The sequence below is a fragment of the Flavimobilis soli genome (genome assembly GCF_002564025.1).
In the GTDB taxonomy this organism is placed as follows: Bacteria; Actinomycetota; Actinomycetes; order Actinomycetales; family Cellulomonadaceae; genus Flavimobilis; species Flavimobilis soli.
The window spans coordinates 2,424,083-2,437,496 of record NZ_PDJH01000001.1 but is presented as its reverse complement, the minus strand read 5'-3'; the positions used below and the strand labels follow the sequence as shown (position 1 = coordinate 2,437,496).

At 73.3% G+C, this 13,414-nt stretch carries 9 protein-coding genes, 1 tRNA gene and 1 pseudogene; 6 read left to right on the top strand and 5 right to left on the bottom strand.

Annotated elements, in window-relative coordinates; translation table 11 throughout:
- Window positions 1-3 precede the first annotated feature (3 nt).
- Window positions 4-924, bottom strand: coding sequence for a UTP--glucose-1-phosphate uridylyltransferase GalU (galU, locus tag ATL41_RS11055; RefSeq protein ID WP_098458519.1), 921 nt, complete (start codon window positions 922-924; stop codon window positions 4-6).
- 73 nt (window positions 925-997) lie between these two features.
- Here galU and ATL41_RS11050 point away from each other — a divergent pair, with 73 nt between their 5' ends.
- Entirely contained in the window at window positions 998-1,645 is a 648-nt protein-coding gene (locus tag ATL41_RS11050; protein WP_098458518.1) for a 5-formyltetrahydrofolate cyclo-ligase, read from the top strand.
- Between the two features lie 52 nt (window positions 1,646-1,697).
- On the opposite strand, the gene ATL41_RS11045 is transcribed toward ATL41_RS11050, so the two are convergent.
- Window positions 1,698-4,346 carry a penicillin acylase family protein gene (locus ATL41_RS11045; protein WP_098458517.1) on the bottom strand — a complete coding sequence of 883 codons (2,649 nt, stop codon included), beginning with the start codon at window positions 4,344-4,346 and terminating at the stop codon, window positions 1,698-1,700.
- A gap of 194 nt (window positions 4,347-4,540) precedes the next feature.
- On the opposite strand from ATL41_RS11045, the gene ATL41_RS11040 reads away from it, so the two are divergent.
- The 3 genes from ATL41_RS11040 (at window position 4,541) to mscL (ending at window position 6,119) form a co-directional block, all read left to right on the top strand.
- Entirely contained in the window at window positions 4,541-4,792 is a 252-nt protein-coding gene (locus tag ATL41_RS11040) for an FmdB family zinc ribbon protein (protein WP_098458516.1), read from the top strand.
- Between the two features lie 105 nt (window positions 4,793-4,897).
- Window positions 4,898-5,617, top strand: a complete 720-nt coding sequence (locus ATL41_RS11035) for a CpaB family protein (protein ID WP_098458515.1) — start codon at window positions 4,898-4,900, stop codon at window positions 5,615-5,617.
- A 64-nt stretch (window positions 5,618-5,681) separates the two neighbouring features.
- The gene (mscL, locus tag ATL41_RS11030; protein ID WP_098458514.1) at window positions 5,682-6,119 is read left to right on the top strand and encodes a large conductance mechanosensitive channel protein MscL; all 438 of its coding nucleotides are present in this window, start codon (window positions 5,682-5,684) and stop codon (window positions 6,117-6,119) included.
- Between the two features lie 91 nt (window positions 6,120-6,210).
- Here mscL and ATL41_RS11025 read toward each other — a convergent pair whose 3' ends face one another.
- Together ATL41_RS11025 and ATL41_RS13205 are read right to left on the bottom strand one after the other, a co-directional pair.
- Window positions 6,211-6,513, bottom strand: a complete 303-nt coding sequence (locus ATL41_RS11025) for a hypothetical protein (RefSeq protein ID WP_098458513.1) — start codon at window positions 6,511-6,513, stop codon at window positions 6,211-6,213.
- A gap of 98 nt (window positions 6,514-6,611) precedes the next feature.
- Window positions 6,612-11,474, bottom strand: a complete 4,863-nt coding sequence (locus ATL41_RS13205) for a hypothetical protein (protein WP_098458512.1) — start codon at window positions 11,472-11,474, stop codon at window positions 6,612-6,614.
- Window positions 11,475-11,897: 423 nt separating this feature from the next.
- Between ATL41_RS13205 and ATL41_RS11015 the strand changes: the two genes are divergently transcribed.
- Window positions 11,898-11,970: transfer RNA gene (locus ATL41_RS11015), tRNA-Arg, on the top strand.
- Window positions 11,971-12,025: 55 nt separating this feature from the next.
- Here the strand turns inward: ATL41_RS11015 and ATL41_RS11010 are convergent.
- Window positions 12,026-12,841: pseudogene (locus ATL41_RS11010) on the bottom strand (EamA family transporter); the annotation flags it as partial.
- 38 nt (window positions 12,842-12,879) lie between these two features.
- Here ATL41_RS11010 and ATL41_RS11005 point away from each other — a divergent pair.
- Window positions 12,880-13,368: a MarR family winged helix-turn-helix transcriptional regulator gene (locus ATL41_RS11005; RefSeq protein WP_098458511.1), complete on the top strand. Its 489-nt coding sequence runs from the start codon at window positions 12,880-12,882 to the stop codon at window positions 13,366-13,368.
- The last annotated feature ends 46 nt before the right edge of the window (window positions 13,369-13,414 follow it).

The following is a 13,414-nucleotide window of genomic DNA, read 5'->3' as shown; positions in this document are numbered from 1 at the left end:
GCATCACGGCTGCAGCGTCCTCACATAGCCCTCGAGCCAGTCACGGAAGTCACCGCCCAGGTCCTCACGGTCGCACGCGAGCTGAACCACGGCCTTGAGGTAGTCGAGGCGGTCGCCCGTATCGTAGCGCCGGCCCCGGAAGACGACGCCGTACACGCCGCCGCCCTGCTCGGCGGGCGTGCTCGCGAGCTCCGCGAGAGCGTCGGTCAGCTGGATCTCGCCGCCGCGGCCGGGCTTCGTGCGCTCGAGCACCTCGAAGACGGCAGGGCTCAGGACGTAGCGGCCGATGATCGCGAGGTTGCTCGGCGCGTCCTCGGCCGCGGGCTTCTCGACGAGAGCGTCGATCCGGACGACGTCGGAGGCCTCGACCTCGAGCCCGTCGCCGACCTCGGCGACCGGAGAGACGGCTGCGCAGCCGTAGAGCGAGATCTGCGCCGGGTCGACCTCGAGGAGCGCGACGACGGAACCCCCCGTGCGCTCGGCGACCGCGGTCATCACGGGAAGGATCGGGTCGCGCGCGTCGATGAGGTCGTCACCGAGGAGCACCGCGAACGGCTCGTTGCCGACGTGGTGCTTGGCGCGCAGGACCGCGTGGCCGAGGCCGAGCGGCTCGCCCTGACGGACGAAGTGGATGTCGGCGAGATTCGTCGACTCCTTGACTGCCTCGAGACGGTCTTCGTCGCCCTTGGCCTCGAGGTTCGCCTCGAGCTCGGGGACGCCGTCGAAGTGGTCCTCGAGGCTGCGCTTGGAGCGACCGGTGATGAACAGGACGTCCTCGAGGCCAGCCGCGACGGCCTCCTCGACGACGTACTGGATCGCCGGCTTGTCCACGATGGGGAGCATCTCCTTCGGCGTGCTCTTGGTCGCCGGGAGGAAGCGGGTGCCGAGTCCTGCTGCGGGGATGACTGCCTTGGTGATCGCCATGACGAGAGCGTAGCCGCGGTCCCGCGTCTGCGCAGATGACGGGCGGCGCACAGAACTTTGAGACACTGGGCCCATGAACGGAGCGACACAGCCCTACCCGATCCACGCGGCTCTCGAGATCGAGGATGCGAAGAACGTGCTCAGGGCTGCTGTCCGTGCGAACCGCCAGCAGCGGTCGGCGAGGCTCCGTCAGGAGGCGGCTGAGGCGTTCGCCGACGTCCTCGTCTCGAGCGAGCAGCTCGCGAGCGCGAGGTGCGTCGCGGCGTACGTGTCGCGCCCGCACGAGCCCGGGACGCTGCCGCTCATCGAGCGGCTCGCAGAGCGCGGCGTGCGCATCCTGCTGCCCGTCCTCGGTGCGGGCCTCGAGCGGGGCTGGGCGCCCTACGCGGGTACCGACGACCTGCAGGAGCGCGCCCCCGGCCGTCCGCCGGAGCCCGGTACGGAGGCGCACGGCCCGGAGGCGCTCGAGGAGGCCGACGTCGTGATCGCGCCCGCGCTCGCCGTCGACACGACGGGTATGCGCCTCGGTCAGGGCGGCGGCTGGTATGACCGCGCGCTGAGCCACAAGCGCCCGGAGGCGCCCGTCGTCGCGATGGTCTTCCCGGAAGAGATCTACGACGCCGCGCAGCGCCCCATCCCCCACGAGCCTCACGACGTGCCGGTCGACGCGGTCGTGACTCCGTCGGGCTGGATGTCGATCCCCGCGACGTCGCAGGTCTGACGGCCCGAGCCGCCCGCGGCGGCACTCGGTCGAGCCGAGGCGCCGGCGGCGGCTACTCGGTCGGCTCGAGCACGAGCGTCGCCCGCGCCGCGGCCGTCGTCGCCTCCGGGGAGAACGGCCACGCGAACGTCTCCCCGCGCACCCACGCGCCGAGCTGGTCGGCGTAGTGCGTGTGCCCCGGGTGACCCGAGACGCCGGTGACGACGACCCAGCGTGACGCGTCGAGGTCGGCGAGGTCGACGACCATGCGCATCGACGGACCCGCCGTCACCGAGAAGTCTCGCGCCCCGGTGACCTCGTGCCGCGCGGAGGCGTCCCACGACGTCGCGTTGACGATCGACGAGCCGCCCGAAAGCTGCTCAGCACCGGGGTTGACGAGCATGCGCACGGGAGCGGGCACGCTGTCGCCGCCGAGCACCGGGTGCGCGAGGCGGAGCTGGTGCAGACGCCCCCACTGCCACTCGGACGGGTTCTTGCCGAGCGTCGTCGTCAGCTCGAGGCGGGCGCCCTCGAGAGCCTCCTTGAGGATCTCGTCGCGCGTCTCGACGACGTTGACCGTCCGGCGGTCGTCCCACCACTTCGACGTCGGGTCCGCCATGAGCTCGTCGACGACGGCGAGCCACCGGCTGCCGCCGGACGACTGCATCGACGCGGGCAGGTCGTCTCCGAAGGTCTTCTCGAGGAGGTGCGACCACACGGCCGCGAAGTAGGCGGCGCCGGCGGAGTCGGCGTCCATCTCGTAGTCCCAGTCCCGCAGGAGGTCCTGCCCCTCGGAGAGGAAGCCAGGCTCGAGCTCGACGTCGAGCAGCGCTGGCACCAGCAGGTGCGCGTACGGGCTCCACACGTCGGACTGGAGCGCCGCCATCGCGTCCACCGTGACGGGCGACCCGGACTCGACCTGGCCCTTGATGAGCGCGCGGATCCGCTCTGACCGGTAGCCGTAGTCCCAGTCGGAGGTGAGGTACGGCTCGACACCGCGTTCGGTGACTGCCTGGTTCGCCGCGACGATGAACCCCTCGGCAGGGTCGAGGACGGCGGGCATGTCCTCGGCGTCGACGAACCCGGTCCAGTCGTAGCGCGAGTCCCAGCCCGGTCGCGGCCAGGTGCCGTCGGACGCGGACGTCCCGGGGACGTTCGCGCGAACGGGGATCAGGCCAGGGGCCTGGTAGCCGATGTGACCGTCGGTCGTCGCGAAGACGATGTTCTGCGAGGGCACCGCGAAGAGCGCGGCAGCCGCGGCGACGTCCGCGGCGGTCTCGGCGCGGTTGAGCGCGAACACCGCGTCAGCGGTCCGGCCGGGGGTGAGCGCAGTCCACGAGAGCGCGACGCCGTACGTCTGCCCCGTGCCCGGCGCGGTGCCCGTGGGGGTGCGCAGCGCGCCGACCACGTCGCCCAGCTCGCCCGAGACGACCGGGCCGTGCACCGTGCCGCGGACGGTGATGACGACGTCGTCCCCGCCGTTGACCTTGATGGTCTCCTCGCGCAGGGTGAGCGGTTCCCACTCGCCGTCGCGCAGGTACGTGTCGTCCTTGATCGCCTCGATGAAGAAGTCGGTGACGTCGGCGCCGAGGTTTGTCAGGCCCCACGCGAGGGACGCGTTGTGCCCGATGATCACGCCGGGGAAGCCTGCGAAGGAGAAGCCGGAGACGTCGTACGGGCATGCGTCGGACACGGGAGCGCAGCGCAGGCCCACCTGGTGCCAGATGCTCGGCGCAGCGAGGCCGAGGTGGGGGTCGTTCGCGAGGAGAGGCTTGCCGGTCGCCGTGAGGTCGCCCGAGACGACCCACGAGTTCGAGCCCGTGCCCTCGCCGCGCGCGACGGTCTGCGGGACGGCCGCGAGCGCGGCCGCGGCCGTCTCGACGGCGTCCTGCAGAGACGCGTCGCCCCACGGCACGTCGTCCTGCGCGTCGGCGGTCGTGCGCGCGCCCGTGCTGCCGCTGGCCTCCCCCTCGCCCGCCGCGCGGGCCTTGCGCTGCTCGGTGAGCTCCTTGCGGTCGAGGATCGGGGCGTTGCCGGTGCGCGCGTAGCGCGGGAAGAGCTGCTCGACCTGCTCGACGTCGCCGACGATCCCGTACGTCGCCGCGCGGTCGAGCTCGTCGTCGTAGTTGCCGCGCAGGTCCCACGCCATCGCCTTGAGCCACGCGACCGAGTCGATCGGGTCCCACGGCTCGGGAGCCGTGACTTTCACCTGCATGCCGAGGACCGTGTACTCGACCGCGATCGACGACGTGCCGCGCCCGGCGAGGTAGTCGTTCACGCCCGCCGCGTAGGCGGTGAGGTTGGCGCGCGTCGCCTCGTCGAGGAGCGCCCACTCCTGCTCGGCGACCCGGCGCCACCCGAACGTGCGCACGACACGGTCGGCGGCGATCGCGTCGGGGTTGTCCCCGACGAGCTCGGCGAGGCGGCCCGCAGTCACGTGGCGGCGGTAGTCCATCTCGAAGAAGCGGTCCTGCGCGTGGACGTAGCCCTGCGCGCGGAAGAGGTCGGCGCTCGACGTCGCGGTGATCTGCGGGACGCCCTGCGGCCCTCGCTCGACGGTCACCTCCGCCTGGAGCCCGGCGATCGGCACCTCTCCCGACGCGGACGGGAAGGGTCGGCGCACCGCGCCGACGACGATCACGCTCGCGGCGACCAGGACGATCACGACGAGCGCGGAGACGACGATGAGGGAACGACGAAGGAGGCGGGCACGACGAGGCACAGGCCGAGCCTAGCCCGAGAGGCTGGACGAGGTGTGAGGAAGCCGTCAGACCGGGCGCGGGCACAGCGCGTTAGAATCAGCACTCGGAGAGCTGGAGTGCCAAGGGCGGCCGACCGGTCGGCGCCGCGCCGGACGGTACTCGCCCACATCCCGCTCGGAGCACGTCACGTCGCCGTCCTTGAGGAGTTCCGCCAGTGCCCACCTACGCGTACACCTGCACCGCGTGCGGTCACAGCTTCGACATCCAGCAGTCGTTCAGCGACGACGCCCTGACGGTGTGCCCGGAGTGCTCGGGTCGCCTGCGCAAGATCTTCAGCACGGTCGGCGTGACCTTCAAGGGGTCAGGCTTCTACCGCACCGACTCGCGCTCGGGCTCGAAGAGCTCGGTCCCCGCGTCCCCGTCGAAGTCGTCCGGCGGTTCGTCCTCGGCGCCCGCGGCGTCCTGACCGGCGGGCGCCGGCGGCTGCCCACAGGGCGACCGTCGGAGAGCCCCCTCCGCATGTCCTCCTGTCGGCGGGTCGGCCGCAGCGTGGCAGACCTAGCGTCCCGGCATGCCTCCGCTCCCGACGCCCGGATCCGACAGAACCGCACACCCCGGCCGCGCGCACTCTGACCGCGCCGCGGCCGCCCGCCGCAGACAACGCCTGCGCACCCACCTCTGGCGCTGGCGCGTCGTCGCGACGTGCCTCGCGCTCGCCGCGACGACGGTCGCGGTCGTCGCGGCCGTGCGCACCCCGCACGCGCCCACCCGCCCGGTGGTCGCCCTCGCCCGGGACACCGCGCCGGGCGAGCCGCTCGCGCTGACGATCGCCCGGCTGCCGACGCACCTCGGGCCGGCCTGCGCCGTGACGACGCCCGGCGAGATCGAGGACGAGACCCTCGTCGTCGCGCTGCCCGCCGGGACGCTCCTGTGCCCCTCGATGCTCGCGAGCTCCCCCGCCCAAGGGCTCGCGCGCGACGGGGACGTCGTCGTCCCGGTCACGCTGACCGACCCGGCCGTCGCAGCCGCGCTCAAGCCAGGCGACCGGGTCAACCTCGTGCGCGGCCGCAGCACGGACGGCGACGATGAGACCCGTGTCGTCGCGCGTGGCGCGCTCGTGCTGCCGTCGCGCGACGACCAGGAGACCGCCTCAGACGGCGGCCTCCTGGGTGGCTCCCCTGCTGCGAGCAGCGCGCGGACGACCGTCCTCGTCGCGGTGCGGCCTGACGAGGGTCTCGCACTCGTGGACGCCTCGCTCTCGGGCTACGTCGGCGCGGTCATCGTGCAATGATGCTGACGAGACGGCGTCCACGAGGGCGCGCCACATACGGACAAGTCCCCGAGGGAGACGACGCATGAAGGAGACCTTGAACGGCTTCAAGGAGTTCATCCTCCGCGGCAACGTGATCGAGCTGGCAGTCGCCGTGATCGTCGGCACCGCGTTCTCGGACATCGTCGCGAAGATCCAGGAGGGTGTGATCAACCCGCTCATCGCGGCGTTCTTCGCGGCTCCGGACCTGTCGTCGGTCGGTGCATTCACGATCAACGACTCGGTGTTCCGGCCCGGCCTCGTGCTGAACGCGGTGATCAACTTTCTCATCGTCGCGGCCGTCATCTACTTCGTGATCATCCTGCCGATCAACAAGCTCGCGCAGGCCCGCAAGCGTGGTGAGGTCTCGGAGCCCGCAGCCCCGTCCGAGGAGATCCTGCTGCTCCAGGAGATCCGCGACCTGCTCAAGCAGCAGAACGGCGGCGCCACGAGCGAAGCCCCGGGGACGACCCCGACGCTCTGACGTCCTCCCCGCACCGCAGCACAGCACAGACGAGGAGAGAGCCGGTCCCGTGGGACCGGCTCTCTCCTCGTCTCCGTCTGCTGCCTTCCCGTCAGTCGCGGTAGCCTGCGCCGCCCCAGTGGGGTGGCAGGTCGCGCAGGAGGTGCGCGTCGTCGTTCTCACGGGCAGGCCCCTCGGACCACCCCTCGCCCCGCTCGTCAGCGCTGATCCCCGACACCTCCGCCGTCTCGGTGCCGCGGCGCACGACACGCCGGTGCTTGCGGCGGGGAGCCGCCGCACCGGCGTCCGTCACCGTCGCTCCGCCCTGCGGCGCCCCGGCTGCGGCCTCGGCGGCCGCAGGAACGTCGGGCTGGTCGGGCGCGGGCTGGTCGGGGCGGGGATCGTGCTGGCTCACGCCACCATCATCCCAGGCGGGCGATGCCCTTCCCGCCTGCGCCCGGGCAGCCGGTGCCGGCGGCTGGACGGCCGCCGAGACAGGGTCCGGGCCCGCGCTCAGCCCTCGAGCGCGCGGCGCACAGCCGCGTTGACGGCCGCGTCCACACGGTTCGACCGACGCACGACCCCGAGCTCCGCGCGCAGCGCACCCGCGAGCTGCTCGGCGTCGCGCTCGATGCCGTCCGAGCGGATCCACGCGGCGAGCTCGTCGATCTCGTTGTCGCCGTAGGCGTTGATCGGCAGGCCGGGCTGGACGTCGGGGCGCGGAGCACGCACGGACTCGACGGTCGTGTCGGAGGCGGCGGTGACGAGGTCGACCTGCACCCCGCCCACCATCGCGAAGCCGCCCTGCATGACGGACTCGGGCCCGGTGTGGCGCGCGCCCTCGACGACTTCGGACGCCGAGCCGGGTGACACGACGTCGGCCGCCGCAGCGGGCGCGACGTGCGCCTCCTCGGCCGTCGAGGCGGCCGAGGCCGCGGTCGCGGCGCTCACGCCGGACACGCTCGAGCGCGCTGAGCCGGAGGACAGCGTCGACTGCGCGACGCCGGTCTCGTGCGCGGAAGCGACGCTCGACACGTCCGCCGCCGTCTCACCCGAGACGGGCGCCCAGGCGGGCGCGCCCCATCCGGGTGCGTACGGGTTCGCGCGGGGCGTCTCCCCCGAGATCGCGGCTGCGAACGACGGCGTCACGACGCCGTCGACCGGCCGGACGGGCTGCTCGGGTGCGTCGTCGCGCGGCGCGACCACGGGCTCGGCGACGGCAGGCGCGGCCACGTCGTCCACAGGAGCCGCGCCGACGGCCACGTCTGCGACGCACGGAGCGTCCTCGACGACGACGTCGCCCGACGCCTCGCCAGCGACCGGCTCGACCGGCCTCTCGAGCTCGATCGGGTCGACGACCGCCGGCAGCGTCACGGGGACGTTCGCGGCCTCGCGGCCGCCGAACATCGGCTGCTCGAACATGCTCGCGGCCACGTCGAGCACGACCTGCCGGATGCGGCTCGCCTCCTTGACAGGGTCCAGGAAGGCTGCAGCCGACCACACCTGGACGACCGTCCACCCGAGCGCCTCGAGGCGCTCGGCCCGCTGGCGGTCACGCACGCGCACGGACGGCTCCGCGACGTACGCGGCGTCGTCGGTCAGGACGGCGACGAGCATGCGGTCCGGGAGGTCGGGGTGCCCGACGACGAGCGGGATCCGCTCCCCGCCGCGCATGCCGAAGTCCGTCTCGACCATGAGGCCGGCACGCCACAGGCGCTCGGCGAGGTCGATCACGAGACGGTCCGGGTTGAGGTCCGTCTCCATGCCGTCCGCGAGCATCGAGCGCGGGCCCTGGGCAGCGCGGCGCTCGACGAACTCGAGGAGGTCGCCCAGCAGGCGCGCACCGGGGGTGCGCAGACGCTCCGGGTCGAGGTCCTCGTAGCCGAAGCACGAGACGACGGTCAGGCGCGCGCGCGAGACGCCGAGCGCGTCGAGCAGCATCGCCTCGCCTGCAGGCTCGGACACGGCACCGAAGCGGTGCAGGACGCGGCCGTGCGGCGTGCGACCGAAGCCGACCGACATGATGACGGCGTCGCGCGAGAGGCCAGCGACCGCGGAGAGGTCCGCGATCACGACCGGCTCGTGCGCGGCCGGGTCGAAGAACGAGGACAGCGCCGGGTTGCGGCGCACCTCGCCGAGGAGCGCCTCGCGGACGCGGTCTGCGTGCAGCTCGCTCAGCGTGATGATCGCGAGCGACTCCTCGGGGCGGACGAGCGCGTGCTCGATCGCGAGCTCGACGACCCGCTCGACCTCGCCCTGCGTCGTCTGCACCGTGCCGGTCGTCGCGTCGGGCATGCCGGACGCGTCGACCGTCTGGAAGTCGATGAGATCCCGCGAGACGGGCAGCGGGGTCGGCCGCAGCACGTCGCCGTAGCCGTGCTTCGTGAGGAACTCGACGAGCTCCTGGTCCCGCGACGAGACCTGCGCGCGCAGGGGCACGGTCGGCAGGACGCGTGCGAGGTCGCGGACCGCCGCGCCGGACGCGGAACGGGCGTCGCCGATGACGACGACCTGGCGTGCGCGCGCGATCGCGGGGACGAGCAGCTCGGCGGGGAGGTGCTGGACCGCGTCGAGGATGACGAGGTCGACCGTCCTGGTCGGCGGCAGGATGTGCGGCACGAGCGTCGGCGACGCGACCGTGACGGGGCGCAGCGAGCGCAGCAGGTGGCCGTAGCGGGAGGTCGTGTCGCGCAGACCCGTGAAGCGGCCCTCGAGCAGCTCGGCGAAGAGCTCCTCGGTGTCCTCGGGGTGCTTGCGCATCGCGAGGGTCGCCTCGCCGATCGCAGCGGTCAGGACGGGGCCGGGCAGCGCGGCGACGTGCGCGCGGTCGAGCTCGCGGAAGCGAGCGGCGAGCGCCTCGAGCGCCGCGCCGTCGTACGCCGCGAGCGCGACGTCCTGGCGCAGGATCTCCTCGAAGACCGAGGACCACCAGGCGAGCTCGAGCTCGGGGCCGACGAGGCCCGTCGAGACGTGGCGGTCGCGCAGGTCGTCGACGAGCGCGGACAGGCCCGCGGCGCGCAGGTCGCGCAGGAGCGCCGTGCGCTCGGGAAGCGTGTCGAGCGCCGCGCGGTCTGCTGCGAGGCGCTCCGTGCGCTCGACGAGCGCGGCGATCGGCATGTCGAGGAGGCCACCGCCCGCAGGCGTCGACGCGAGGACAGGCTCGAGCGCCTCGACGTCCTCGAGGACCTCCCGGTAGGTCGCCTCGATCACGGCGAGCCCCTCGGGCAGGCGCGGCCAGCCGCCACCCGGGCACATAGCCGTCCACTGCTCGCGCTGGGCCTGGACCTGGACGAGCGCCCCGTGCAGGTCGTCGACCCGGGTGCCCGGGCGAAGCATGTCCTTCGCCTGCTTGGCGAGACGGCGGCGCTGGCGGCCGGTCATCTCGGGGGCGTTCATCGCGCGCCACTTGGGCGTCGCGGTCGCCGCGACGAGGTCGGCAGCGGTCCGCTCGAAGATGATCGGCTGGAAGACGTCGAGCGTCGTGCGCAGGCCCGCGATCATCGCGAGCTGCTCCCCCCAGGCGCGCAGCGACGTCGGCTCGACGAGCCCGGACGACGCGCGGACCTGCTCGATCTGCGCGTCGAGGCGCGGGAGCAGGTCGTTCGCGAGGCGGTCGGCGCGCGCGTACGCGTCGCGGGCGGCCTCGTCGTCGACGAGGTCCGCGCCGTACCAGGGGGTCGACGTCGGGCGGATCGTGAAGGCGCCGAGCTCGGAGACGCGGATGAGCGTGTCGATCGCGTCCTGGCGCACGTCGTCGGTCAGCGCGGCGGTCGTCGCGGGCGACAGGCGCACGTGGGTCGACGGCGACGGGCGCGCGGCGGTCAGTCGGGCGAGCGCCTGGAGGACGTCGTACGCCGAGACGCCCCACGGACGCCGCACGAGGTGCAGCGACTCGATGTAGCCGGCGAGGCGGCGGCGGGTGTCGATCAGGTCGGCGCGCAGGCGGCCGAGCGCGTGCCGGTCGATGTACGGCGGCTCGAGCGTCATCGCGGCGAGCAGGCGGCGGGAGACGCCCGCGCGCCAGGTGGGCGACGGCTCGATGTCCATGAGGAGGTCGGACAGACCGAGGCTCTCCATGCGGGCGACGACCTGCTCGGCAGCGCGGCGGTGGCCCGGCACGTAGAGGACGGAGCGGCCGGAGGCGGCGGCGTCCGCGACGACGGCGGCGACGGTCCCGGGCACGTCTGCGCCGGCGGGCGCGTCGACGAAGACGTGGCGGCCGCTCGTGACGGCGTCGAGCAGGTGGCGCTGCGCGGGGTCGAGGTCACCGACGCCGCGCTCGTCGGCCGGGTCCTCGTCGCCCTGACGCACCTCGGGCAGGGTCTGCGGGACGAAGGCGCGCGCGACCGCGGCCGCGACGTCGTCCGTCGGGTCGGCGAGAGGCGCCTCGTCGACGGTGGTCGCGTCGTCGTCCTGCGCGTCCGCGGCGACGGCGCCGGCGGGCAGCGCAGACGTGCGCGTCGGCGTCGTGGCGGGTGCGTGCGCCTGGAGGTGCTCGTCCTCGTAGGCGAGGGTCGCGAGCGCCGCGACGACCTCGTGGTGGTCAAGGCCTGAGAGCTCGTCGAGGTCGTCGACGAGCGCCTGGCCCGGGTGGACGAACGAGCCGACGACGAGCTTCTCGGTGAGCGTGAAGTCCGTGAGCACGGCCGAGCCGAGCGCGTGGACGCGGTCGGTGACGATGCTCGGCGCGAACGCGCCGGAGTCGAACGCGGACTGCGCGAGCGCGACCGGGTCGAGGAGCGCGCCGCGCGCGCGCAGTGCGCGGGACAGGACGGGGTTGAGCTCGGCGGACGTCTCGAGCATGAGCTCGTAGTCGGACTCGCCCGAGCCGCGCGCCTGGAGGCGCAGCGGGCGCAGCAGGACGGGGGCGCGGACGGTGCGGCGCGTCTCGCGCGGCTCGTCGTCGGTCGAGCCGGCGGGATCGGGGGCGGCGCCGGCGATGCGGGCGAGGGCCGCGACGTCGTCGGCCGACTCGTCGCCGACCTCCTCGGTCCACGTCGCGATCCCGATCGCGAGGTAGGTGGGCGCGATGCCGTAGCGCTCGGTCTGCTCCTTGGCGCGTGCGGCGACAGCCCGTGCCCGGCGGCGCGCGGTGGGCAGGGAGACGCCCTCGCGGAAGATGTTGGCGAGCTGGGTCGGCCGCCCGGCGAAGAGCTGGGCGATGCCCGACGGGTGCGCGGCGGTGAGGTCGAGGACGGCGTCGCCGAGCAGGCGGATGTCGGCGAGCGAGGACCCGCCCGCGCGGGCGGCGAGCGCGGTGCGCCACCCGCTGACGGACCGCGCGACGATCTGGGAGGTCGTGGGCGCAGCGACGATCGTGGGCGCGCTCGGGGCGCCGACGGGCTGCTCCCCCTCGGGACGCTGGTTGCTGGCCATGACATTCACGTTGGAAACGCTAACCGGCAGCGGGGTGAGAGTGGGGGTGACGCGCCGCAGGGCTGTCTGCGAGGCCCGAGACAAGGGACTTCCACGGCCGTTCGGAGGGTGGGAGTCACGGCTCGAGGGCCGAGAATGAGGGACAGCGCGCACCGCGCAGGGGGCAGGCGATGCGCGCCGTCATGGATGATCTTGCACGCTCGTCCACCCGGTGTCAACGCGCTGCGAGCGGCGAGTTCTTCCCGGTGTCGTCGCCCTGAGACGCCTGGCACGCGGGTGCGTCACACCGGTCGAGATGACGCGCCGTCGTTTCCGACGGGACCTTCGATCCTGTCGTGAACTCCCGCCGAAAACGGGCGCGGATTCGGGGGCACGAGGGTCGACCGAGTAGGCTCGTCACGCCCGACCGCGACGGTCGGGATTGCGTCTGTAGCTCAGTGGATAGAGCACCGCTCTCCTAAAGCGGGTGTCGGCAGTTCGAGTCTGCCCAGGCGCACCGCACGGGCCTCGGCCCGCCGTCCGGCTCCGCGCACCTGCGCGAGACCGATCCCCCCGAGCACGGCGACGACGCCGACGCCCTGGAGGATCGTGAGCGACTCCCCTCCGACGAGGGTGCCGAGCAGCACGCCCGTGACCGGGTTGAGCAGGCCGACGACGCCGACCGTCCCGGCGGGCAGGTGCGCGAGTCCCAGGTTCCACGCGACGTACGCGAGTCCGGTCGCGACGACGCTCATGTAGACGAACGCGACGACCTGACCGCCGTCGAGCCGGGGCGGCGCCCCCTCGACGAGGAGCGCGACGGGCACGAGCACGAGCGAGCTCGAGACGAGCTGCCACGAGGTGAGGGCGACCGGGTCGACGCCCGTGCGCCAGCGGCGCGCGAGCACGAAGCCGACGGACGACATGACGAGCCCCGCGATGGACGCCAGGACGCCCCACGGGTCGATCGCCCCTCCTCCGCCGGCGAGGATGAGCACAGCTCCGCCGATCCCGACGGCAGCGCCGAGCGCGGCGACGGCGCCGGGGCGCTCGCCGAGGAGCCCCCAGCCGAGCGCCATCATCGCGACGGGCGAGAGCGACATGATCATCGAGGCGACGCCTGTGGGCAGCGCTTGCGCCGCGACGTAGACGAGCACGAAGAACGGCCCGGTCGTGAGGGCGCCGAGCACAGGGGCGCGCCACCACCAGGAGCCGCGCGGCAGACTCCGGCGCAGGGCGACGAGCAGGAGACCGCCGGGGAGCCCGCGCAGGATCGCTCCCCAGAGCGGTGCGCCGTCGGGCAGGACGGCGTGGGTGAGGTAGTACGTGCTGCCCCAGAGGACGGGCGCGATCGCGGTCACGGCGATCCATCGACGGTTATCTTCCATGGAAGATAGTTTGCTTCCTCGGAAGGTATTCTGTCCATGTGTCTGACCACGTATCCCGCATCCAGGACGAGTGGCGCCGCGAGCGCCCCGACCTCGACCCGCGCCCCCAGGGCGTCTTCGGCCGCCTCCACCGGCTCGCCAACGCCCTCACCGAGCACCTCGAGGTCGTGTACCGCCGCCACGGACTCACCGAGGGTGAGTTCGACGTGCTCGCCACCCTGCGTCGCACGGGCGCCCCCTTCGAACGCACCCCAGGCGAGCTGAGCGCGCACACGATGGTCACGACCGGTGCGATGACGAAGCGCGTCGACCGGCTGGCTGCCGCAGGCCTCGTCACCCGCAGGCCAGCCGACGGCGACGGCCGCAGCCGCGTCGTCGCGCTCACCCCTGAGGGCCGCGCCCTCATCGACGCGGCCTTCACCGAGCACCTCGCCAACGAGGCGCGCCTCCTGGCGGCCCTGCCGTCGAAGGACGCCGACGACCTCGAACGCATCCTCGCCACCTGGCTCGCCGCGCTCGACGACTGACGCCCGGTCTCTCCTGTCGGGAGCACAGGCCAGCCGATCGGTGCAC